Annotated in this window: 30 protein-coding genes and 1 pseudogene; 28 read left to right on the top strand and 3 right to left on the bottom strand. The window is 67.1% G+C overall.

Annotated features, from left to right (window positions below):
• The first annotated feature begins 66 nt into the window (after positions 1 to 66).
• The 5 genes and pseudogenes from ACNR9W_RS08050 (at position 67) to ACNR9W_RS08030 (ending at position 3,524) form a co-directional block, all read left to right on the top strand.
• Positions 67 to 1,293 carry a DNA modification methylase gene (locus ACNR9W_RS08050; protein ID WP_419271622.1) on the top strand — a complete coding sequence of 409 codons (1,227 nt, stop codon included), beginning with the start codon at positions 67 to 69 and terminating at the stop codon, positions 1,291 to 1,293.
• Between the two features lie 3 nt (positions 1,294 to 1,296).
• Positions 1,297 to 1,806 (top strand): annotated as a pseudogene (locus ACNR9W_RS08045) (DNA cytosine methyltransferase); the annotation flags it as partial.
• A 202-nt stretch (positions 1,807 to 2,008) separates the two neighbouring features.
• Complete coding sequence (locus ACNR9W_RS08040) at positions 2,009 to 2,491, top strand: hypothetical protein (RefSeq protein ID WP_419271708.1); 483 nt, start codon at positions 2,009 to 2,011, stop codon at positions 2,489 to 2,491.
• A complete protein-coding gene (locus ACNR9W_RS08035) occupies positions 2,488 to 2,715 on the top strand; it encodes a DUF7220 family protein (protein ID WP_127657428.1) in 228 nt (75 codons plus the stop codon). Before ACNR9W_RS08040 ends, ACNR9W_RS08035 begins: the two co-directional genes overlap by 4 nt.
• Positions 2,716 to 2,837: 122 nt before the next feature.
• Positions 2,838 to 3,524, top strand: coding sequence for a DarT ssDNA thymidine ADP-ribosyltransferase family protein (locus tag ACNR9W_RS08030; protein ID WP_419271705.1), 687 nt, complete (start codon positions 2,838 to 2,840; stop codon positions 3,522 to 3,524).
• A gap of 46 nt (positions 3,525 to 3,570) precedes the next feature.
• Here ACNR9W_RS08030 and ACNR9W_RS08025 read toward each other — a convergent pair whose 3' ends face one another.
• The 3 genes from ACNR9W_RS08025 to ACNR9W_RS08015 form a co-directional block, all read right to left on the bottom strand.
• Positions 3,571 to 4,083 carry a DUF3489 domain-containing protein gene (locus ACNR9W_RS08025; protein ID WP_419271706.1) on the bottom strand — a complete coding sequence of 171 codons (513 nt, stop codon included), beginning with the start codon at positions 4,081 to 4,083 and terminating at the stop codon, positions 3,571 to 3,573.
• 93 nt (positions 4,084 to 4,176) lie between these two features.
• On the bottom strand, positions 4,177 to 4,428 hold the full coding sequence (locus ACNR9W_RS08020; protein ID WP_458478472.1) for a hypothetical protein: 252 nt from the start codon (positions 4,426 to 4,428) through the stop codon (positions 4,177 to 4,179).
• A gap of 8 nt (positions 4,429 to 4,436) precedes the next feature.
• The gene (locus ACNR9W_RS08015; RefSeq protein WP_043869402.1) at positions 4,437 to 4,619 is read right to left on the bottom strand and encodes a hypothetical protein; all 183 of its coding nucleotides are present in this window, start codon (positions 4,617 to 4,619) and stop codon (positions 4,437 to 4,439) included.
• A gap of 115 nt (positions 4,620 to 4,734) precedes the next feature.
• On the opposite strand from ACNR9W_RS08015, the gene ACNR9W_RS08010 reads away from it, so the two are divergent.
• The 23 genes from ACNR9W_RS08010 (at position 4,735) to ACNR9W_RS07900 (ending at position 21,773) form a co-directional block, all read left to right on the top strand.
• Complete coding sequence (locus ACNR9W_RS08010) at positions 4,735 to 5,331, top strand: terminase small subunit, Nu1 (RefSeq protein WP_419268336.1); 597 nt, start codon at positions 4,735 to 4,737, stop codon at positions 5,329 to 5,331.
• Between the two features lie 58 nt (positions 5,332 to 5,389).
• Entirely contained in the window at positions 5,390 to 7,159 is a 1,770-nt protein-coding gene (locus tag ACNR9W_RS08005) for a phage terminase large subunit family protein (protein WP_458478471.1), read from the top strand.
• Complete coding sequence (locus tag ACNR9W_RS08000) at positions 7,159 to 7,368, top strand: phage head-tail joining protein (RefSeq protein WP_419268335.1); 210 nt, start codon at positions 7,159 to 7,161, stop codon at positions 7,366 to 7,368. Before ACNR9W_RS08005 ends, ACNR9W_RS08000 begins: the two co-directional genes overlap by 1 nt.
• Positions 7,368 to 8,888, top strand: coding sequence for a phage portal protein (locus ACNR9W_RS07995; RefSeq protein ID WP_419268334.1), 1,521 nt, complete (start codon positions 7,368 to 7,370; stop codon positions 8,886 to 8,888). Before ACNR9W_RS08000 ends, ACNR9W_RS07995 begins: the two co-directional genes overlap by 1 nt.
• Before the next feature lie 4 nt (positions 8,889 to 8,892).
• Positions 8,893 to 10,929 (top strand): prohead protease/major capsid protein fusion protein, encoded by a 2,037-nt coding sequence (locus ACNR9W_RS07990; RefSeq protein WP_419268333.1) that lies wholly within the window; start codon positions 8,893 to 8,895, stop codon positions 10,927 to 10,929.
• Between the two features lie 74 nt (positions 10,930 to 11,003).
• On the top strand, positions 11,004 to 11,339 hold the full coding sequence (locus ACNR9W_RS07985; RefSeq protein WP_419268332.1) for a DUF2190 family protein: 336 nt from the start codon (positions 11,004 to 11,006) through the stop codon (positions 11,337 to 11,339).
• Positions 11,339 to 11,650 (top strand): head-tail joining protein, encoded by a 312-nt coding sequence (locus tag ACNR9W_RS07980; RefSeq protein ID WP_419268331.1) that lies wholly within the window; start codon positions 11,339 to 11,341, stop codon positions 11,648 to 11,650. Before ACNR9W_RS07985 ends, ACNR9W_RS07980 begins: the two co-directional genes overlap by 1 nt.
• Positions 11,647 to 12,294: a DUF6441 family protein gene (locus ACNR9W_RS07975; protein WP_419268330.1), complete on the top strand. Its 648-nt coding sequence runs from the start codon at positions 11,647 to 11,649 to the stop codon at positions 12,292 to 12,294. The genes ACNR9W_RS07980 and ACNR9W_RS07975 overlap by 4 nt, the downstream gene beginning before the upstream one ends.
• 95 nt (positions 12,295 to 12,389) lie before the next feature.
• On the top strand, positions 12,390 to 13,511 hold the full coding sequence (locus ACNR9W_RS07970) for a hypothetical protein (RefSeq protein WP_419268329.1): 1,122 nt from the start codon (positions 12,390 to 12,392) through the stop codon (positions 13,509 to 13,511).
• A 22-nt stretch (positions 13,512 to 13,533) separates the two neighbouring features.
• Positions 13,534 to 13,953 (top strand): acyl-CoA transferase, encoded by a 420-nt coding sequence (locus tag ACNR9W_RS07965; protein ID WP_419268328.1) that lies wholly within the window; start codon positions 13,534 to 13,536, stop codon positions 13,951 to 13,953.
• Positions 13,954 to 13,977: 24 nt separating this feature from the next.
• A complete protein-coding gene (locus ACNR9W_RS07960; RefSeq protein ID WP_419268327.1) occupies positions 13,978 to 14,916 on the top strand; it encodes a phage tail tube protein in 939 nt (312 codons plus the stop codon).
• A gap of 1 nt (position 14,917) precedes the next feature.
• On the top strand, positions 14,918 to 15,355 hold the full coding sequence (locus tag ACNR9W_RS07955; RefSeq protein ID WP_419268326.1) for a hypothetical protein: 438 nt from the start codon (positions 14,918 to 14,920) through the stop codon (positions 15,353 to 15,355).
• A 68-nt stretch (positions 15,356 to 15,423) separates the two neighbouring features.
• A complete protein-coding gene (locus ACNR9W_RS07950; RefSeq protein ID WP_419268325.1) occupies positions 15,424 to 15,582 on the top strand; it encodes a DUF7697 family protein in 159 nt (52 codons plus the stop codon).
• Positions 15,575 to 18,010, top strand: a complete 2,436-nt coding sequence (locus tag ACNR9W_RS07945; RefSeq protein ID WP_419268323.1) for a phage tail tape measure C-terminal domain-containing protein — start codon at positions 15,575 to 15,577, stop codon at positions 18,008 to 18,010. Before ACNR9W_RS07950 ends, ACNR9W_RS07945 begins: the two co-directional genes overlap by 8 nt.
• Entirely contained in the window at positions 18,010 to 18,636 is a 627-nt protein-coding gene (locus ACNR9W_RS07940) for a phage distal tail protein, Rcc01695 family (RefSeq protein ID WP_419268322.1), read from the top strand. The genes ACNR9W_RS07945 and ACNR9W_RS07940 overlap by 1 nt, the downstream gene beginning before the upstream one ends.
• Positions 18,633 to 18,983, top strand: coding sequence for a hypothetical protein (locus ACNR9W_RS07935; protein WP_419268321.1), 351 nt, complete (start codon positions 18,633 to 18,635; stop codon positions 18,981 to 18,983). Before ACNR9W_RS07940 ends, ACNR9W_RS07935 begins: the two co-directional genes overlap by 4 nt.
• The gene (locus ACNR9W_RS07930; RefSeq protein ID WP_419268320.1) at positions 18,976 to 19,107 is read left to right on the top strand and encodes a hypothetical protein; all 132 of its coding nucleotides are present in this window, start codon (positions 18,976 to 18,978) and stop codon (positions 19,105 to 19,107) included. The genes ACNR9W_RS07935 and ACNR9W_RS07930 overlap by 8 nt, the downstream gene beginning before the upstream one ends.
• Before the next feature lie 56 nt (positions 19,108 to 19,163).
• On the top strand, positions 19,164 to 19,778 hold the full coding sequence (locus ACNR9W_RS07925) for a lysozyme (RefSeq protein WP_458478470.1): 615 nt from the start codon (positions 19,164 to 19,166) through the stop codon (positions 19,776 to 19,778).
• A gap of 5 nt (positions 19,779 to 19,783) precedes the next feature.
• Complete coding sequence (locus ACNR9W_RS07920) at positions 19,784 to 20,014, top strand: hypothetical protein (protein WP_264770909.1); 231 nt, start codon at positions 19,784 to 19,786, stop codon at positions 20,012 to 20,014.
• A gap of 86 nt (positions 20,015 to 20,100) precedes the next feature.
• The gene (locus ACNR9W_RS07915) at positions 20,101 to 20,331 is read left to right on the top strand and encodes a hypothetical protein (RefSeq protein ID WP_419268318.1); all 231 of its coding nucleotides are present in this window, start codon (positions 20,101 to 20,103) and stop codon (positions 20,329 to 20,331) included.
• Positions 20,318 to 20,461, top strand: a complete 144-nt coding sequence (locus tag ACNR9W_RS07910) for a hypothetical protein (RefSeq protein ID WP_419268317.1) — start codon at positions 20,318 to 20,320, stop codon at positions 20,459 to 20,461. The genes ACNR9W_RS07915 and ACNR9W_RS07910 overlap by 14 nt, the downstream gene beginning before the upstream one ends.
• The gene (locus ACNR9W_RS07905; protein WP_419268316.1) at positions 20,458 to 21,342 is read left to right on the top strand and encodes a DUF2163 domain-containing protein; all 885 of its coding nucleotides are present in this window, start codon (positions 20,458 to 20,460) and stop codon (positions 21,340 to 21,342) included. Before ACNR9W_RS07910 ends, ACNR9W_RS07905 begins: the two co-directional genes overlap by 4 nt.
• Complete coding sequence (locus tag ACNR9W_RS07900; protein ID WP_419268315.1) at positions 21,339 to 21,773, top strand: NlpC/P60 family protein; 435 nt, start codon at positions 21,339 to 21,341, stop codon at positions 21,771 to 21,773. Before ACNR9W_RS07905 ends, ACNR9W_RS07900 begins: the two co-directional genes overlap by 4 nt.
• Positions 21,774 to 21,778 lie beyond the last annotated feature (5 nt).

Raw genomic sequence — 21,778 nt, 5'->3', positions numbered from 1 at the left:
CGGCCCCGCGGGGTCTTTTCGGTTCACGCGCCCCATTTCGCCGCCCGGCACCCCAAGGACATTCCCATGGACGTCGTCGACCTGCCGCTCGAGCAGATCATTCCCTATGCGCGCAATCCCCGGCGCAACGAGCAGGCCATCGCCACGGTCGCGGCCTCGATCCAGGAGTTCGGCTGGCGTCAGCCCATCGTCGTGGACGAGGCAATGGTCGTGCTAGCCGGGCACACAAGGCTGGAGGCTGCGCGCAAGCTCGGCTTCAAGACCGCGCCGGTGCATGTCGCCAAGGGGCTGACCGCGTCGCAGGCCCGCGCCTTCCGGATCATGGACAACCGCTCGGGCGAGAATGCCGAATGGGACAAGGACCTCTTGAACCTCGAACTGGCAGACCTGCTGGAGGCGGATTACGACCTCGGCCTGACCGGCTTCACCGAGGACGAGGTGAACGCGCTGATGTCGAGCCTCGATACGGGCACCGGTCCGCAGGAAGGCGAAGACGAGATCCCGGAAACGCCGGAAGATCCCGTCAGCCGCCCCGGCGATCTCTGGCTGCTCGGGCACCACCGGCTTCTTTGTGGCGACAGCACGGTCGCCACCGATGTCGAGCGGCTGCTCGGCCCGGTGAAGCCGCTGCTGATGGTCACCGATCCGCCCTACGGCGTGGAATATGACCCGGGCTGGCGCAATGAGGCGGGGGCGGCCAAGACCAAGCGCACCGGCAAGGTGCTGAACGATGATCGCGCCGACTGGCGCGAGGCCTGGGCGCTGTTTCCGGGCGATGTCGCCTATGTCTGGCACGGCGCGCTGCACGCGGGGACCGTGGCGGAAAGCCTCGAGGTCGCGGGCTTCACCATCCGGTCCCAGATCATCTGGGCCAAGGAGCGGCTGGTTCTGAGCCGGGGCGATTATCACTGGCAGCACGAGCCCGCCTGGTACGCCGTCCGAAAGTCCGGCAAAGGCCACTGGGCGGGCGACCGCAAGCAGACGACGCTCTGGCATATCTCGGGCAAGGATCAGGACGAAAAGACCGTCCATGGCACCCAGAAGCAAGTGGAATGCATGCGCCGGCCGATCCTCAACAATTCGAGCCCGGGTCAGGCAATCTACGAGCCCTTCATGGGATCGGGCACCACGCTGATCGCGGCCGAGACCACGGGCCGCGTCTGCCACGGCATCGAACTGAACCCGGCCTATGTCGATGTGGCCGTCCAGCGCTGGCAGAAGTTCACCGGGAAGCAGGCCGTCCTCGACGGGGATGAAACGCCCTACGACGACCTCAAGACCAAAGACCGCTGAGGGATGGATGACCTGGCTTTACCTTCCGCAGGCCTGCCTGACGGAACAGGCGACGCATGCCTTTTCGGCCTCTCGCTCTGCTCCGGCGCCGGTGGCATCGACCTTGGGCTCACCATCGCCTTGCCCGGATATCGAACTGTGGGCCATGTCGAACGGGAAACCTACGCTGCGGCCATTCTCGTGGCCCGGATGGAAGACGCGGCCCTGGATCACGCGCCTGTCTGGGACGACGTTGCCAGTTTCGACGGCCGCCCATGGCGCGGCGCGGTGGACATCGTCACTGCGGGCTATCCGTGCCAGCCTTTCTCCGTCGCAGGCAAGCGCCGGGGCGCGGAAGATCCGCGCCACCTCTGGCCGCATGTCGCCCGCATCATCGGCGAGGTCGAACCGCCCTTCGTCTTCCTCGAGAATGTCGCCCATCATCTCCGCCTCGGCTTCCCCGAAGTCGCCGCAGGACTGGTCAGCATGGGCTACAAGCTTGCGGCAGGCCTCTTCACGGCGGCGGAAGTCGGCGCGCCCCACAAGCGCGAGCGGCTCTTCATTCTCGCCATCCGAGAGGGCGACGAGCTGGCCGACCCCGCGCGCCTGCTCTGGCACCCGGTCGAGTGGCGGGAACCGGACGGAACTGCTGCGGCTCTGGCCAACACCCCGCGCCAGCGCCAACGAGAACCGGCAGACGAAACCGACGCCCTCGCAGGCAGCGGGCCAGCACGGCATGAACCTCGCGACGACGGCCGCGATGTGGCCGACGCCGCAGACGGACAGCTTTCGCAGCCGGGGCGGCGAACGGCGCGACGAGAAGGGTCTGGACCGGATGGCGCGGGACTGGCCGACGCCGATGGCGAACGACGGCTGCAAACCGAGCGGGGGCAAGCGCAAGACAGCCGATCTGACCCATGCGGCGGGCATGTGGATGACGCCGACGGCGCGCGATCACAAGGACGGCGCGACGACGCTGGCGAATGCGCCGGTGAACGGCCTGCTTGGCCGCCAGGTCCTGGCGACGCCGATGGCTGGGCGCGATACCTCCGAGCCGCGCCGGACCTTGAACCCGCTGTTCGTCGAGGCGCTGATGGGCTGGCCCACCGGGTGGACCGCCTTCGCCTCTGTGGCAACGGCGTGGTCCCCTTGGTTGCGGCGCATGCGCTTCGAACTCTGGCAGCTGAACTGCTGGCCGATGGATGAGGCAGCGGCATGAAACAGTCGCGCCTCATGTCGCTGGTGGAGTCCGTCGCCAACGTGATCGTGGGCTACGGCATTGCGGTCGTCACACAGATCCTGATCTTCCCGATCTTCGGGCTGCACACGACGCTGGCGCAGAACCTGAAGATGGGCGCCATATTCACGGTGGTGTCGATCGCCCGTTCCTTCGCCCTTCGGCGGCTGTTCGAGGCGATCCGGATACGGACCATACCTGAATAGATCGCGTTGAAATAGCGGCGGCTGCATCAACTTCGGAATATCTGAACCGCCAGAATGCAAAGCGGCTTCCCGCCCGGCATCGCATTTCGTATGCAACTACTGCAGGGGCGGTAGGGCGAGCAATGGCACGAAAAAAGACCTATGGCGAAAAGATCGCGGATCACATCGCCGCGGTAGTGCAGGCCCGAAATATCGAGCATATCTTGCACTTCACGCTGCTAGAAAATCTGCCGGGCATTCTGAGGAATGGGCTCCTCAGCCGAGCAATCCTTCAAGACGCGGATTACGACGTATTTGCCAGTGACGTAGATAGATTGGATGGAGAGGATGGCGCAATATCCATGTCCATCTCCTGTTTCTATCCAAAGATGTTCGAGGCGAAACGATATCGATCTGGCAACGCGCCGTGGGTTATCCTTGCGTTCGACCCCAGCTTATTGTGGACCCATCACTGTCTGTTCTACCGGAATGGCGCATCAACGAATGCAACCAAATACGAGCACGGCAAGAGGTACGGCGGGTTTGCGCTGGAACGCCTTTTTGACGATTGCTCAATGATGATGGATCCGCGCGGGACCGGGTTTCGAGAGGCGCATGGCTTGCCAACGGGTTGGCCAACTTTTCCAGACGCCGAAGTGCAGGTCATGAACCCTGTCCACCCGGATTATCTCTTGGGTGCATGGGTCGAGACGCCTGAAATCGGCGACCACGTCCGGAAGGCTTTCGACGCATCCGGGCGTGATCAATGTGATGTAGTTGTCCAGCCCTTCGTTCCAAGGATCTGCTCAAAGCCCTATTGGTGGGGCTGAGCCGCACGTAGTCGCGGTTCAGCAGTAAGAATCCGCTTCTTGGTTTCTAGGCCGACGGCAGGCTGTACACTCTCCCACGCCCCTCGATCTTCTCTGAGGACACCTCGAGCCCGAGCCTCTTTTTCAGCGCGCCTGCCATCGCTCCGCGCACAGTGTGCGACTGCCAGCCCGTCGCGGCCATGATCTCCTCGATGGTCGCGCCGTTCGGCATGCGCAGCATGGCGATCAGGGTCGCCTGCTTGGTGCCCTCGCGAGGCGTGCGCGTCTTGGGTGAGGGTTCGGGGGCGGCGGAGGTGTCCGGTTCGATGCCAATGGCCGCGAGCCCTGCGTCGGTGGCAACCAGCGTGACGCCGTGCCCGTCGCCGGTCTCGCGCCACATGGGTTCGCCCTTGCGCATGTCGGCGTCGACCTCTTCGAGGAAGCCTGCGGTGAGCATCGCGCCGACAACCTTGGCGGCGGCGCCGCCGCGCAGGCTCTCGGGTAGCGGCAGGGCGATGTGCTCGGGCCGCTGTGCGGCGGCGCTGAGGATGATGGCTTGGGTATCGGAAAGCTGGGTCATGGGGTCGTCTCCGTATTCGGGTCGCGGCCGTCGCGATCCTTCTGCGACTCCAAGCCGCGCACCCGCGCGGCAAAGGTCCGGAGATGCCGGAGGTCAGTCTGCGAATTCGCCTTCGCCGAATGCGCTGTCGGTGATGCGCTTCAACAGGCTCGCGTAGTGTTCGAGGGTGCCGACGTGGCCCCAGTTGATCTCGTCGGGCTGGGCGTCGAAGTGGTCATCGCTCAGCCTCTGCAGGCGGGCGAGCATTGCGTCGATCTCGGCCTTCTTGCCGATGAAGGCCGCCAGTGCGTCTTCTTGGTTCCTGCGGGCCTTTTCGGCGTGGAGTTGGTGGCGGTCGATCATCATCTTGCCCCTCAGTTCTTCTGCTCGATCATCGCGAGGATCGCGCAGGCCATGCCGCCCAGAAACTCGCCGCGCCGGAAGACGATCTCGTCGATCTCGGTCGCGCGGGTGATGGCGGGATCGACCTGAAGGTCGGCGGCCATGTGCGGAAGCAGGCGGGCGGCCTCAAGATTGTAGCGTTCGGCGAGGGTCATGGCAGGCTCCGTGGGGTGCATCGTTTTCGTAGGATCAGCTTCGCTCTTCCGGGGCACATCATCCAGTATAATCGCAGCAATTACATAGCTTTAATCGGATCGCGCGGATCATCTCATGTCGTCAGCCACGCAACCCATTGGCGTGATCGCGCGGCTCCTCGATCTCTCGGAGCGCCGGGTCCAGCAGTTGAGCCGAGAGGGCGTGATCCCGAAGGCCGAGCGCGGCCAGTACGACCTGATCGGCTCGGTGCGCGGCTATGTCCGCTACCTGCGCGATCAGGCCACGAAGGCGCAGGCCGGTGCGCCGGATTACGCGGCCGAGCGGGCGCGCTTCATTCGGGCGCGGGCTGATCTTGCCGAGATGGAGGCCGAGGAAAAGCGCGGCGCGCTGATCTCGGCCGAACAGATCGAGGCTGCCTGGATCGCCGTTCTGGCGCTTCTGCGCACCCGCTTGCTCGCGCTGCCGGACCGGTTGGCGCCGCAGGTTTTTGAACAATCAACCGTCGGAGACACCCGGAACCTGATCCGAATGACCATCCGCGAGGTGCTCGATGATCTCGCGCAGCCAGATGTCCAACTCGAAGCCAGCGCTGACATTGACGGGCTCCCCGATCCTGAAGCGGGCGGTGGAGACGGCGCTGAAGGTGCTGCGCCCGCCGCCGGAACTGACGATCAGCGATTGGGCGGACCAGAACCGACGGCTGAGCTCTGAGGCCAGCGCCGAGCCCTGACAATGGCGCACGAGCCGGGCCGAATATCAGCGCGGGATCATGGAGGCGATTTCAGACGCCTCGACCGAGACGGTGGTCATCATGTCCTCCGCCCAGGTCGGCAAGACCGAGGTTCTGAACAACGCCTGCGGCTATCATATCGATCAGGATCCCGCGCCGATCATGGTGGTGATGCCGACCGAGCGCGACGCGGAAACCTGGTCGAAGGACCGCTTCTCGCCGATGGCTCGCGACACGCCGTGTCTGCAGGGCAAGATCGCCGATCCGCGCTCGCGCGACGGCAACAACAAGATCCTGCACAAGCGGTTTCCGGGCGGGCACCTGACCATCGTGGGCGCGAACGCACCCTCGGGTCTGGCCAGCCGCCCGATCCGCCTGCTGCTTTGCGACGAGGTGGACCGCTACCCGTTCAGCGCGGGCGCCGAGGGTGATCCTGTCAACCTCGCCAGGAAACGCACGGTGACCTTCTGGAACCGCAAGATCGTGCTGGTCTCGACGCCCACGAACAAGGGCACCAGCCGGATCGAGGCGGCCTTCGAGGAAAGCGATCAGCGCCGGTTCTGGGTGCCATGCCCGGATTGCGGGGTGGAACAGGTGCTGACTTGGACACAGGTGCGCTGGAGCAAGGGGCCCGAGGGCGATCACCGGCCCGAAACCGCGCGCTACCACTGCGCGGAATGCGATGCGGCTTGGCGGGACGAAACCCGCTGGGCGGCCGTCTCAAAAGGACATTGGGTGGCAGAGCAGCCCTTCGCGGGCGTGGCGGGGTTTCACCTGAACGAGATCTACTCGCCATGGGTCAGACTGGAGGCGATGGTGCGGGCCTTTCTCTCGGCGCGCTCCGGCGGGGACGAGACGATGAAGACCTTCGTCAATACGTCGCTGGGCGAGACCTGGGTCGAGACCGGGGAAGCCCCAGACTGGCAGCGGCTCTACGACCGGCGCGAGGCTTGGAAACCTGGCACGGTGCCTGCCGGCGGGCTGTTCCTGACCGCCGGGGCCGATGTGCAGAAGGACCGGATCGAGGTCGATGTCTGGGCTTGGGGCCGCGGGCTCGAAAGCTGGCTCGTCGATCACGTTGTGATCGAGGGCGGGCCCGACCGGCACGACGCCTGGTCGGAGTTGAGCGCGCTCCTGGACCGAAGCTGGCCGCATGAACGCGGCGCCCATCTCAGGATCGCGCGGCTGGCTATCGACACGGGTTACGAGGCTCCGGCGGTCTATTCCTGGTCGCGGGCGCAGGGGTTCGCGCAGGTGTCGCCGGTCAAAGGCGTCGAGGGGTTCAACCGCTCGAGCCCGGTGTCGGGGCCAACGTTTGTCGATGCGACAGAGGGCGGCAAACGTCTGCGGCGCGGGGCGCGGCTCTGGACGGTGGCGGTGTCGACCTTCAAGGCCGAGACCTACCGCTTCCTGCGGCTTGAACGGCCGACTGAGGAAGAACGCGCCGAAGGCGCGGCCTTTTCGCCCGGCACGATCCACCTGCCAACATGGGTGGAAAGCGAGTGGCTGAAGCAGGTCGTGGCCGAGCAACTGGTGACGGTCCGCACCAAGCGCGGCTTCGCGAAACTCGAATGGCAGAAGCTCCGCGAACGCAACGAGGCGCTGGATTGCCGGGTCTATGCCCGCGCCGCCGCGTGGATCGCGGGCGCGGACCGCTGGACTGAGGAGAAATGGCGCGATCTCGAGGATCAGCTCGAGGCCGCTCCTTTCGGTGACACCGATCCGGCCGGGCAAATTCACCGGCCTGGACAAACCCCACTAGGCAAGCGCCGCTCCGACTGGCTCGGGCGGCGCGAAGGATGGTTTTGATGACCGACTGGACGGAAACCGAGCTCTCGGCGCTGCGCCGGGCCTATGCCAGCGGCACGACGCGGGTCAGCTATGACGGCAAATCGGTGGATTATGGCTCGGCCGAAGACCTTCTGGGCCGTATCCGGACCATCGAACGCGCCATCGCCGGGACGGCGCGGCCGCTTCCCGTGGCCGGGCTTGCTGGCTTCTCGCGCGGGGATCGCTGATGCCCGCGAACTGGATGGACCACGCCATCGCCTCGGTGGCGCCGCGTATGGCTGCTCGGCGCGTGCTGGCACGTCAGGCCTTCGAGACCCTGACACGCGGCTATGACGGCGCGTCCAAGGGCCGCCGCACGGACGGCTGGCGCGCGCCGGGATCCTCGGCCGACACCGAGATCGGCGTGGCCGGGGCGCTCTTGCGCGACCGGATGCGCGATCTCGTGCGCAACAACCCGCATGCGGCCAAGGCAGTGGCGGTGCTGGTGAACAACATCATCGGCGCCGGCATCATGCCGCGCGCCGCCAGCGGCAACGACACGCTGGACCGAACAGTCGATGCGCTGTTCGCCCGCTGGACGGCGGAGTGCGACGCCGACGGCCAGCTCGACTTCTACGGCCTGCAGACGCTGATCTGCCGCGAGATGGTCGAGGCAGGCGAGGTCCTGGTGCGCCGACGCCTGCGGCGCGCCAGTGACGGCCTGCCGGTGCCGCTGCAATTGCAGGTTCTGGAGGCCGACTTTCTCGACGCCACGAAATCAGGCGCCCTCGGCGCGGGGCGGCTGGTGCAGGGGATCGAGTTCGATCCGGTCGGCAAGCGCCGGGCCTATTGGCTGCATGCCGAGCACCCCGGCGATGCCTGGGGCGCGCTGCAGGGCGGGCTCGGGTCTCGCCCGGTCTCCGCGACCGAGATCGCCCATGTCTACGAGAAGCAGCGCACGCAGGCGCGCGGCGTGCCCTGGGGCGCGCCGGTGATCCGCAGCTTGCGCGATCTCGACGACTATGAAGTAGCCGAACTGGTCCGCAAGAAGACCGAGGCCTGCGTCACCGCCATCGTCTTCGGCGATGACGAGGCGCAGCAGGGCATCGCGCCCTCCGTGGTCGATGCCGACGGCAACCGGGTCGAGCAGTTCGAACCGGGGCTGATCGCCTATGCCCGGGGCGGCAAGGACATCCGCTTCAACCAGCCGTCGGCCACCGGCGGCTACGGTGAATACAAGCGTGCCAGCCTGCACACGATCTCTGCCGGGTTCCGGGTGCCCTACGAGCTGCTGACCGGGGATCTCAGCCAGGTGAACTATTCCTCGATCCGGGCGGGGCTCGTGGAGTTCCGCCGCCAGATCGACGCGGTGCAGTGGCAGCTCTTCATCCCGATGTTCTGCGCACCCGTCTGGCGGTGGTTCACGGAGGCCGCGTGGGCCGCGGGCCAGATCCCGTCGCCGACCGTGCCGGTCGAATGGTCGCCGCCGAAGTTCGAGGCGGTCGATCCACAGAAGGACGCCATGGCGAACCTGCTGTCGATCCGCTCGGGCACCATGACGCTGGCCGAGGTGATCGCTAAACAGGGCCGCAACCCCGATGCGGTGCTGGCCGAGATCGCCGCGACCAACGTCAAGCTTGATGCGCTGGGGCTGGTGCTCGACAGCGACCCGCGCCGCGTCACCAAAACCGGCAGCGCGCAGGCGGGCGACCCGACAGCGCCCGTCGATCCGGAAACCACACCGGCGCAGGCCGACCAACAGGACTGACCCCATGGATACAATGATCGAACTGCCGGCCCTGCGCCGGTCGGCGGAGCTTGCGCCGAACAGCGTCGACAATGATGCGCGCACCGTCGAAGTGATCTGGTCGGCAGGCGCCCGCGTCCGTCGCGCCAGCTTCTTCGGCGAGCCCTATGACGAGGAACTGAGCCTAGATCCCGCCCATGTCAGGCTCGACCGGCTGAACGCAGGCGCGCCTTTCCTGAAGGTCCATGAGATCGACACGCTCGACGCCGTCATCGGCTCGGTCGTGCCCGGCTCGGCGCGGATCGAGAGCGGCCGGGGCATCGCGCAGGTGCGGATCAGCGAACGCGCCGACGTCGAGCCGATCTGGCGCGACATCCAGGCCGGGCACATCCGCGCGGTCTCGATCGGCTATCAGGTCCACCGCTTCGACATCTCGAAACCCGATGGCGGGCGCGAGCTATGGCGGGCGGTCGACTGGACGCCGTTCGAGATCTCGGCCGTGCCGGTCGGCGCCGACCCCGCCGCGGGCTTTCGCGCCAAGGGCGAACATCACGACTGCGTCCTCCATCGCCGGGACGCCGAAACCAGCGAAGGAGCACCCCCGATGACCGACAAGACGACCCCGGCCGCCCCGGCCGACGACACAACCGATACGGCAGCGACCGAGGAGACCACCATGCCCGACGACAAGACCGGCGCGACCGAGGCGCCAACGCGCACGGCTGAGACGCGCAGCCAGCCCAAGGCCCCCAAGCCCGAAGCCCCCGATACCGAAGCCATCGCGACCAGTGCCCGCGAGGCCGAGCGCGACCGCGTCTCCACCATCTACGATCTCGCGGGCCGCCTGAACCTCGAGCGCGGCTTCGCCGAGGATCTGGTCAAGCGCGGAGTCAGCGTCGACGAGTCCCGTCGCCTGATCCTCGATCAGGTCGCCGCAAAGTCCGACGAGACCCGGACGTTCCCCCATGTCTCGGTCCCCCTCGGTGGCCGTGACGAGCGGATCACCCGCCGCGATGCCGTGGCGAACGCGCTCCTTCACCGTTACAGCCCGACGCTGTTCCCGCTCGAGGATGCCGCGCGCCAGTATCGTGGCATGACGCTTCTGGAACTGGCGCGCGAAAGCCTCGGCAACTCCGGGGTGATCACGCGCGGCCTGTCGCGCGACGAGGTGGCAACGCGCGCGCTACATTCGACATCGGACTTTCCCGAAATCCTGTCGGCCGTCACCAACAAGACGCTCCGGCAGGCCTATGACGCCTATCCCCGGACCTTCTCGCTCTTCTGCCGCCAGGTTCTGGCGACGGACTTCAAGGCGATGCACCGGGTCCAACTCGGCGAAGCGCCGCAACTGCTGGAAGTTGGCGAAAGCGGCGAGTTCAAGCGCGGGACGCTGGGCGAGAGCAAGGAGAGCTACAAGGTCAAGACCTATGGCCGCGTCGTCGCGATCACCCGGCAGGTGCTGATCAACGACGATCTCGACGCCTTCACCCGGATCCCGGCGATGTACGGAAACTCGATCGCCCAGCTGGAAAGCGATGTCGTCTGGGGCATCATCACCGCGAACCCGGCCATGGCCGACGGCACGGCGCTGTTCCACACCAACCATAAGAACCTCGCCGGCACAGGCGCGGCGCTGGCCGTCGATGCGGTGGGCGCGGCCCGTGCCGCGATGGCGCTGCAGACCGGGCTCGACAAGAAGACGGTGCTGAACATCCGTCCTGCCTTCCTGATCGTGCCCGCCGCGCTGGAACTGAAGGCCGAGCAGCTGGTCGCGCAGAACCTCATGCCTGCCGCCACCTCCAGCGTGGTGCCGCAGTCGATCCGCACGCTCTCGCCGATCAGCGAGCCGCGCCTCGATGCCGCCAGCGCCACCGCTTGGTATCTGGCCGCAAGCCCGAACCAGATCGACACCATCGAATACGCCTATCTCGAGGGCCAGCAGGGTGCGTACATCGAGACCCGCAACGGCTTCGATGTCGACGGCGTCGAGATCAAGTGCCGCCTCGACTTCGGCGCCAAGGCCATCGACTGGCGCGGCCTCTACAAGAACCCGGGCGCTTAAGGCGCGCTTCCTGAACCCCGACATGTGGGCGGTCCAATCGGGCCGCCCTTCGTCTTTCCACGAGGATCCTCCCCATGAAAAACTTCGTCCAGCCCGGCAACACCATCACCCTGACCGCGCCCTATGCCGTCGCCTCCGGCGATGGCCTGCTCGTCGGTTCCATCTTCGGCGTAGCGGCAGGCACTGCCGCCCTCGGCGAAACCGTCGAGGCCGCGCTCACCGGCGTCTTCGACATCACCAAGATCGGCTCGCAGGCCTGGACGGCCGGCGCGAAAATCTATTGGGACGACACCAACAAGCGCACCACCAACGTGGCCACCTCGAACACGCTGATCGGTGTCGCCACCGAGGCGGTCGCGGGCGGGGCCGGTGACACCGTCGGCCGGGTGCGGTTGAACGGCGCGTTCTGATGAGCGCTTTCGCTGCCGCCGTCAGCGCGCTCTTCGCCGATCCGAACATAGGCAGGGATGCGGTCTACACGCCTGAGGGCGGCGCGCCCGTTCTGGTGCGCGTTGTCGCCCGGCGCGCGGATGCGGTTACGGATTTCGGCGATGCAAGGATCTGGTCCGAGACCACGCGCGTGGATCTGCAAGTGGCCGAGGTGGCGAACCCGCGCCGCGGCGACCGGATCGAGATCGATGGCGACGCCTTCCTCATCCAGGGCGAGCCCGTCCGCGACCGCGAGCGGCTGGTCTGGACCGTCGATCTGAGGCCCACATGAAACTGAAGCTCGACATCGATCCCGACATCGTCGCGATGATGCAGGCGGAGGTGGCAACGGGCGAACGCGCCGTGACCGCCGCCATGCGCGAGGCCGGGACCGGGCTGAAGGCTGCGTGGCGCTTGCAGGTCACCGGCGCAGGGCTCGGGCTCCGGCTCGCCAACACGATCCGCAACCAGACGTTTCCGAAGTCTGGCGAAAGCCTCGACGCCGCCGCGCTTGTCTGGTCTCAGGCGCCGTTCATCGTCGGTGCGCATGACACCGGCCCGCTGATCCGTTCCAAGGATGGGTTCTGGCTGGCGATCCCGCTGCCCGCCGCAGGCAAATCCCTGCGCGGCGGCCGGATCACCCCCGGCGAGTGGGAACGACGACGCGGGCTGCGCCTGCGCTTCGTCTATCGCCGCACCGGGCCGAGCCTGCTGGTCGCCGAGGGAAGGCTGAACTCGAAGGGTCAGGCGGTGGTGTCGCGCTCGAAGACCGGGCGCGGAAAGGTCACCGCGCCGATCTTTCTGCTGGTCCCGCAGGTCAAGCTGCCGAAGCGCCTGAACCTAGCGCGGGATGCAGATCGTGCGTTGGACAGCCTGCCAGGGCTGATTGTCGTGAACTGGGTGGATGGCCGTCTTGCGCGAAACCAGCTTGCGTGAGCCATTGAAAATGCGAAACAAAGTCGCCAAAATAGAAACACCAGGTGGGGGCTCGCCCGACCTGGTGCCTTAATCTGATGTCGACGGCGCTTAGCATGAGCCAGTGGGGCCAGTTCGACTGCTCTGGAAGGGTATGTACCGCCGCTATGGCCGAGAGTCAAGTTCCATACCCGTACGATGCGGCAACGATCGCTTCACTCAAGGCATCGCTCTCTGAGCCAAGATTCGCAACCTACCTCACAAAAGCGGCGGGAAACGAGCATTTTGCCTTCGCACTCTATCTGTACAACGCAAGGCTTGCGAAATCGTTCCTGTTCCCTTTGAGCGTCGCAGAAGTGACCTTGCGCAACGCCGTGGATGGCGTCCTTCGTCAGCTTCATGGAGATGAATGGCACCAGGATGGCGACTTCCGTAATAACGTGCTGACCCCGGAGAGCCTAGGGGCTCTGGACAAGGCAATGGAAAGAGCTCGGTCTAACGAGCGCGGGAAGGTGATTGCCGAGCTCACCTTCGACTTCTGGTCCAACCTGTTTCGCAATGAATACGCTGATCTGTGGCGAACCAAGTCTAATATCGCGTTTCCAGGCTTGTCCCACGGCCAAGGGCGTCATGAAATCCAGTCGCTGGTAAGGGAGATCAACCGGTTCCGGAACAGGGTTGCGCATCACGAGCCAATTCTGGACATGAATGTCCCCGACATTCAGTCGAAGATCATCAAGTTGGTGGAGCTTCGGTGCGAAGTCACTGCCAATTGGATGCGGCATCATGCGACGGTGAACATCGTCATGCGTTCGCGGCCGAACCTGTCGGGATCTGCACCGGTAAATCTCGCGAACAGAGCAGACCCTCGGTTCTATGTCGTCTCAAGAACCACGAGCTTGATAGAACTTTGCAGAGAAGAAGCGCAGAGCTGTGCGGCGTTTGTTTGTGTCGAGGACGGCCAAGCCACAGCGGCGTTTTCACACCAACAATTGTCAAATTACCTTACGCTCAAGGCTTTTGAACTCGATGGCCTTATCGACCTGAATGACCACTCGATCGAGGATGTCTTGACCGACCCTGCGGTCGGTATGGGTTTTCGGACATTGCCTGCGGATACATCGTTCTTTGAGGCGATCAAGGTCCTGAAAGAACCGAAAACCCGCGTTGTCGTTGCGATCGACCGGGACCAAGGCATGCCCGTAGGCGTAATGGTCCGAGCGCATCGGCGCTACTGAGCGTTGCTGCATTGGAGTTCCTATGCCCACGCCCCGCGAAACTATCCTCACCGCGCTGCACGCGCGGCTTTCGGCGTTGCCCGCCACCGCGCTGCGGGGTGACGTGCTGCCCGAGCGCGTCCCGGCCGAGGGGTTGCTGATCCTGCGCGACGGCGAGCCGGGGGAACCCGAGGTGACGCTGTCGCCGCTGCGCTATCACTACCAGCACCGGGCCGAGATCGAGGCGGTCGTTCAGGGCTCCGACCGTGACGCTGCCTTCGACATACTGACCACCAGCATCGGCACGGCGCTCGCCGCCGACCGGACGTTGGGCGGGCTCTGCGACTGGGTCGAGGCGGAAGCGCCCAGGCCGGTCGATCTGCCGGTCGAGGGTGCGGCCAGCCTGAAGGCCGCCGTCATTCCGGTCGTCCTTCACTACACCACGGCCGATCCGCTCGGCTGATCCCACCTTCAACAGGAGAACACCATGGCACGAGCCCAAGGGGCGCGGGCGCAGATGGCGCTTGCGTTCGAGACCGTCTATGGCACGCCGCCCGCAGGCGGCTTCACGAAGATGCCCTTCGCCAGCACCACTCTCGGCGCCGAGCAGCCGCTCTTGAACTCCGAGCTTCTCGGCTACGGCCGCGATCCGCTGGCGCCGATCAAGGATGCGGTGACGGCCGACGGCGATGTCGTCGTGCCGCTCGACGCCGAGGCTTTCGGCTTCTGGCTGAAGGCTGCATTCGGGGCGCCGACGACGACCGGCACCGGCCCCTGGACGCACGAGTTCCAGTCGGGTGCTTGGACCCTGCCGAGCCTCTCCATCGAGACCGGCATGCCTGAGGTGCCGCGCTACGCGATGTACTCGGGCTGCGTGCTCGACCAGATCACCTGGCAGATGCAGCGGTCTGGCCTACTGACCGCCACCGCCCGACTGGTGGCACAGGGAGAAACGGTCGGGACCACGACGAGCGCCGGCACGCCCGCCGCACTGGAGCTGAAGAGGTTCGGCCATTTCAACGGGTCGGTCACGCGGAACGGCTCGGCTCTCGGCAACGTCGTTTCGGCTGACATCACCTATGCCAACAACCTCGACCGGATCGAAACCATCCGCTCGGACGGCCGGATCGACGGCGCGGACCCGTCCATCGCCGCGCTGACGGGCTCCATCGAAGTCCGTTTCTCCGACAGCACACTGGTGACGCAGGCGATCAACGGCGATCCCTGCGAGATGGAATTCGCCTACGTCCTGCCCTCGGGCGAGAGCTTCACCTTCACCGTGCACGCCGTCTACCTGCCACGCCCGCGCATCGAGATTTCCGGGCCGCAGGGCGTGCAGGCGACCTTCGATTGGCAGGCCGCCCGCGACAGCGTCGTCGGCCGGATGTGCACCGCAACCCTCGTGAACGACGTGGAGACCTACTGACATGCTGACGCTCGACCTGACCAACGCGCCGCGCTGGCATGACCTTGCCCCCGGCGTCCGGGTGCAGCTGCGCCCGCTGACCACCGCGCTGATGGTGGCGACCCGCAGCGATTCCGCCGTCGAGGCAGTTCCGGAGGAGGCTTCCGACGAGGAGCGCGCCGTCGCCTTCGCCAAGGCGCTGGCCCGCCGCGCGGTGCTCGGATGGGAGGGCATCGGCGACGCCGACGACAATCCCATCGACCCGAGCCCCGAGACCATCGACGCGCTGCTCGACGTCTGGCCGATCTTCGAGGCCTTCCAGCTGACCTACGTCTCGAAGGGCCTGCTGCTGGAACAGGAAAAAAACGTCTCCGCGCCCTTGCCGAATGGTCCTTCGGCGGGGGCGACCGATATTGCCAAGCCTGCGCGCAAGCGTGCGAAGACTGCCCAAGCCGGCTGAACCGGCCGCTGACGCATGAAGGCTGGCAGGTCTGGGACCTCGTCGGCCGCCTCGGGGGTCAGCTGCGGGTGACCCCCGGCGCCATCGTTGGCTGGGACCTGACTGCCGCGCTCTCTCTTGGCGACGCCCTCGGTGTGCCGCCCGCCGTCGCTGCCGAACTTCTGCCCGTCATCGAAGCAGTGATGGTCGCCAAACTCAACGAACAGATGGAACGCCCCCATGGCTGAAAAACGCGTCAGCGTCCGCCTTGCGGCGGTCGGTGGTCGGCAGGTACGCGCCGAACTGGAAGGCGTCGGCGAAGCCGGTGCCCGAGGCTTCGGACGGCTCAGCCGCGAGATGGAAGCGGCGAACACCCGGCTCGCGGCCTTTTCCCGCCGGGTGCGTGTGGCCGCCGCAGCCGCCGTGGCAGCGGCCGCCGCAGCTGGCGTGGCGATGATCCGCTCTGGCCTTCAGACCGTCGATGCGCAGGCAAAACTCGCGCAGTCGCTCGGCACCACCGTCGCCTCGATCCAGAAGTTGGAGCGCGCGGGCGAGCTGGCGGGCGTGTCGATGTCCGGCATCGAGCAGGCCACCAAGGATCTGACGCGCCGTCTCAGCCAGGCGGCCGCCGGGAGCGGTCCCGCGGCCGACGCGCTCGACCGGCTGGGTCTTTCGGCCAACGACCTGATCGCGCTGCCGCTGGACCAGCGCGTCGGCGCGATTAACGCCGCCATCGAGAAATTCGTGCCTGCCGCCGAGCGTGCGGCCGTCGCGGGTCAGCTTTTTGGCGAGGAAGGCTCCATCGCCATGTCGCGCATCGACACGGCGACACTGCGCCAGGCGACCGAGGACGTGCTTGCCTTCGGCGTCGTCGTTTCCGAACAGGACGCCGACCAGATCGAGCGCACGAACGATGCCATCTCCCGGCTCGGGCTGATCTGGCGCGGGCTGTCGAACCAGCTCGCCGTCGCCGCAGCCCCCGCGCTGGAAGCGGTCGCCAACGCCATGGCCGCCATCGCCAGCCGCACCGGCCCGCTCGGCATCGCCATTCGCGGCCTTTTCGACAATATCGGCCGCCTGACCACCTATGCCGTGACCTTCGCGACCTTCCTTGCCGGGCGCTGGGTCGCCGGACTGGCCGCCGCCGCGCTGTCGGTGCGTGGGTTTGCCACGGCGCTCGTCGTGTTGCGCGGGGCGCTGATCCGCACCGGCATCGGCGCTCTGATCGTCGGCGTCGGGGAGCTGATCTATCAACTTTCCCAAATCGTCGCCCGCGTGGGCGGGGTCGGCGAAGCGTTCCGGCTGCTCTCCGATCTGGCCTCCGATGTCTGGTCGAGGGTCGGGCTCGCGCTCGACGCAGTGCTGGCCCGCATGGCGGCCGGTTGGGAGGGGCTGAGGGCCGCCGCGCTCTCGGCGCTCGATGGCACCGTCGCAGGCGTCGTGGGTTTCGGCGACCGCACCGTTGCGATCTTCCAGGGCGTCTATGACGGCGCGGTGGCGATCTGGGGCAGCCTGCCGGGCGCCATTGGCGACTTCGCCTACCAGGCCGCGAACGGTCTGATCGGCGGGGTGGAGGCGATGCTGAACGGCGTCGTCACCCGCATCAACAGCTTCATCGAGACGCTGAACGCCGCGCTGGCCCTGCTGCCCGAATGGGCAACCGGCGAAGGCGGCGTGCGGATCGGCACGCTCGACGCAGTGGACCTGAGCCGGATCGACAACCCGTTCGAGGGGGCGGCGACGGCGGCCGGCACCGCGGCGGCCGATGCGTTTTCGGCGGCGCTTGCCAAGACTTACATCGCGCCGCCCGATCTCGGGCTCGGCGCCATGGCGGATGACGCACGCGCCCGTGCCGATGCCTATCGCGAAGCCGCGGGCATGCTGACCGATGCCGCGACCCGACCGCTTGCCGCCTGGCAGGCACTGAAGGATGCCGTGACCGGGGCCGGCGCGGAGGCCGAAACAGCGCTGACGGATGCCGCGACCTCCGCCGATGCACTCGCGGCCGGGCTCGACGACACGACTGCCGCGGCCAATGGCGCCGGAGGTGCTGCCCGCGATGCCGGAACCGCCGCTGGCGAAGGGGCCGAGCGTGCGCTGACCGGATGGCAGGCCGTGACGGCGGCGCTTTCGGACTATGCCGGCCGGGCTCGGGAGATCGGCGGCGATATCGGCCAGAGCCTTGTCAGCGCCTTCCAGTCGGCCGAGGACGCGGTCGGTGAGTTCGTGAAGACCGGCAAGCTGAACTTCCGCGATCTGGTGACCTCTCTTATCGCCGATCTGGCGAAGCTGGCGGCGCGGCGCTTCATCCTCGGCCCCATCGCCAACGCGCTCTCGGGTGCGCTTGGTGGCGCGGGCGGCATCTTCGCCAACATCCTGCACGCGGGCGGCATGGTCGGCTCGTCCGGCCCCTCGCGCATGGTCCCGGCCATGGCTTTCGCCACCGCACCGCGGATGCATTCGGGCGGCGCCGTCGGTCTTCGGCACGACGAGGTGCCCGCGACCCTGCAACGGGGCGAGCGGGTGCTCTCGCGCCGCGAAGCACAGAGCTACGGCGCGGGCGGCGGGATCAACGTCACCATCATGGCCCGTGACGCCGAGAGCTTCCGGCAGTCCCGCACGCAGGTCGCGGCGGACATCGCCCGGGCGGTCTCGCTGGGGCGGAGGGGGATGTGATGGCGTTCCATGAGGTGCGGTTTCCCGACAACATCAGTCGCGGCGCGCGTGGCGGACCCGAGCGGCGCACCCAGATCGTCGAGCTCGCCTCGGGCGACGAGGAGAGGAACGCCAGCTGGGCCAACTCGCGCCGCCGCTACGACATCGCCTATGGCATCCGCCGCGCCGACGATCTGGCGGCGGTCGTCGCATTCTTCGAGGCCCGCAACGGCAGGCTCCACGGGTTCCGCTTCAAGGACTGGGGCGACCACAAGTCCTGTCTGCCTTCGGGCACGCCATCGCCGACCGACCAGGCGATCGGCACCGGCGACGGCGCGACGACCACCTTCCAGCTGGTGAAGCGCTACGCCTCGGGCAGCCAGTCGTGGGTGCGGAACATTGCCAAGCCGGTCGCGGGCTCGGTCGCCGTCGCCCTGAATGGCACCCCGCAGGTCTCCGGCTGGTCCGTTGATACCACGACTGGCGTCATCACCTTCACCACCGCGCCGGGTTCCGGCGTCAACGTTACTGCGGGCTTCGAGTTCGATGTCCCGGTTCGCTTCGACACGGACGCGCTCGACGTGACGCTCGACCTCGAGCGGTTGGGCTCGATCACCTCCATCCCGCTTCTGGAGATCCGACGATGAATGATGAAACCGGATTTCTGGCGGCGGCGCTGAAGGAATTGCTCGCCTCCACGGCGGTGATCCTTGCCGCCTGGGGCGCGCTCGGGGGCGCGACCAACGCGCTGACGACGAAGATGCGGCTGCGCGACGCGCTGCGCCACATCCTGCTTGGCGGCCTGATCGCGGCCGGGATGGGCAGCCTGTCGATGGCGATCATCACGTCTTGGCTCGGCCTGCCGCCCGAGACGATCCCGGCCGGGGGCGCGGCCGGATCGGCCGCCTATCTGGTTGGCGTCTTCGGCCCCGCCTTCATCGAGGTGCTGCTTGCCCGTCTGCGCTATGCCGGGAAAGGCGACGGCGATGCATGACCTTCTCCGCCTCGCGCGCTCCCTCCGCTGCGACCTGGCCGACCCCGGCCAGGCCTTCCGCCACCGCCTGGGCGTCGGCATCGCCATCGCCGCGCTGATCCTGATCCTCTCGCTTCTGGGGTAATCTTCATGCAGATGACTGACCGGGGCCTTCTGGCCCTTGTCCGGCACGAAGGCATCGTGCCCGGACCCTACACGGATGTGAAACGGGTCTGGACCTTCGGCATCGGCCACACCGCCGCAGCCGGTGCACCCGATCCCGCCACGATGCCGCGCGGCATGCCTGCCGATCTCGACGCAGGGATCAGGGAAGCGTTCCGGGTGTTCCGCGCCGACCTTGCGCGCTACGAGGCCGCAGTCCTGCGCACCGTGAAGGTCCCGCTCGAACCGCACGAATTCGACGCGCTGGTGTCCTTCCATTACAACACAGGCGGCATCGCCAAGGCGGCGCTCACCCTGCACCTGAACGCGGGCGACCGGGCTGCCGCCGCAGCAGCCTTCATGGGCTGGCTCAAACCCGCCGCGATCCGTCCGCGCCGCGAGGCCGAACGCGATCTCTTCGCCGAAGGCCGTTATCCGACCGGGACCATCCCGGTCTGGTCGGTGGATCGCAGCGGCCGCGTCGATTTCTCGCGACCGATCCGGCGCCTGACCGAGGACGAGGCGCTGGCGCTGTTGCGCCCCGCAGGCGTGCCGATACCGAGACCATACGCGCCTGCCGCCAAACCTGAACCCGCAATCAGCTGGTTTACCCGGCTGACCTCCTTCTTCTCCACCCTGATCCGGAGGGCCTGATCCTCATGCGCTACATCCGACTGACCTCGCTCACCTGGTGGGCGGGGTGCCTCGCCATGCTCACCGGCATTGCCTCGCTCGCGCTGCCCGCCACCGGGCCGCTTAGTGAACTTTCCCGCTTCGTCGCGCTGCTCGCAGGCTCGGGCGATGCCTCGCCCGCGGGGCTGATGTTCCTCGGGCTTGGCCTGATTGGCCTGCGTGACCGGATCGAGCGCGGGTTCCGCGGCGATGCTTGAGTTCCTCGCAGGTCTGGTCGTGGGCGGCTGCCTCGGCGTCTTCGTCGTCGCCCTCTGCGTGGCCGCCGCGCACGGGGAGCGGGACGATGGCTGAGTTCCTGATCTGGCTGATCGCAGCTCTGGGCGCGGTCGGGGGCGTCGTCCTCGGCCGCATCTGGGGTCAGGTGGAAGGGAAACGCACGGGCAAATGGGAGGCGGAACGCGATGCCAAGGAAGACAAGAGCAAGCGTTTCGAGCGTGGGCGGGATGCAGTCCGTGACGGTCGCGGTGCTGGCGATCCTGCTGACCGGCTGCGCCGCAACGATGGGCGCTGGTGATGCGGGCTGCGCCTCCTATGCCGAGGCGCGGCTGGCACGGCCGCCTGCCTCTGCCGTCGCCGCCGTGCCCACGGACTGGGCCGACTGGATCGCCGGTCTCGACGACCGAATGACGGGAACCTGCCGATGAAATCCCTCTCGCCCGCCCTGCGGGCCCATCTCGACGAGGGCACGACGACGCTTGCCTGGTGCTGGCGGATCGCCCGGGCCGATGGTGTCACTTTCGGCTTCACCGACCACGACCGCACGCTCAGCTTCGACGGCACCGAGTTCGAACCAGAGAGCGGGCTGACGGCGTCCGAGGTCCGCTCCGGCTCGGACCTGTCCGTCGATGCGCAGGACGCCGAAGGCGTGCTGACCTCGGACCGGATCACCGAGACCGATATCCTCGACGGCCGCTGGGACAACGCGGCCGTCGAGGTCTGGCGGGTGAACTGGGCCGACACCGGACAGCGCGTGCTGATGCGGCGCGGAGCCATCGGTCAGATCCGGCGCGGGCGGCTTGCCTTCGTCGCGGAGGTGCGCTCGCTGGCCCATGTGCTGGGCCAGCCGGTCGGGCGGACTTTCCAGGCGGCCTGCGATGCCGCGCTAGGCGATGCGCGCTGCGGCGTCGATCTGGCGGATCCAGCCTTCAAGGGAACCGGCGCCGTCATCGATCTGCTGCGCGACCGCGCCTTCACTGCCTCCGGCCTTGGCGCCTTCGAAGCCGGCTGGTTCATCTTCGGCACAATTGAATGGACTTCTGGCGCAAACGCTGGCCGGCGCACCGAAGTGCTGGGCCATGACGTCACGGACGGCATCGCCGTGCTGACCCTTCTCGAGGCACCGGTGCGCGCGATTGCCGAGGGCGACGGCTTCACGATCCGCGCGGGCTGCGACAAGCGGATCGAGACCTGCGGGGCGAAGTTCGCCAATACCGCCAACTTCCGAGGTTTTCCGCATATCCCAGGGCAGGATGCGGTCCTGCGCTACGCGACCAAGGATGGCGGCCACGATGGAGGTGTGCTGTGAAGCCAGCCAATCCGGATCGGGTGATCGGGGCGGCGCGGTCCTGGCTCGGCACGCCGTATCATGATCAGGCCAGCCTGCGCGGCGTCGGCTGCGATTGCCTCGGGCTGGCGCGGGGCGTCTGGCGCGAGATCGTCGGCCCAGAGCCGTTCCCGATCCCGCCCTACAGCCGCGACTGGGGCGAGACCCGCCCGCGCGAGGTTCTGGCCGACGGCGCGCGGCGTATGATGCCCGAGATCACCCCGGCAAATGCCGGTCCCGGTGCGCTGGTCCTCTTTCGCATGGGTAGCCGCGCCATCGCCAAGCATGTCGGGATCCTGACCGGCCCCGGCACTTTCCTCCATGCCTACGAGCGGCTCGGCGTGCTCGAGGAGCCGCTCACGGCACCCTGGCGGCGGCGCATCGCCTTCGCCTTCCTGTTTCCGCAACGCTGAGACCC

The organism is Paracoccus sp. T5, assembly GCF_048538155.2.
In the GTDB taxonomy this organism is placed as follows: domain Bacteria; phylum Pseudomonadota; class Alphaproteobacteria; order Rhodobacterales; family Rhodobacteraceae; genus Paracoccus.
Note: the sequence above shows the minus strand (reverse complement) of the source record. Positions and strands in the feature narration are given on the sequence as shown.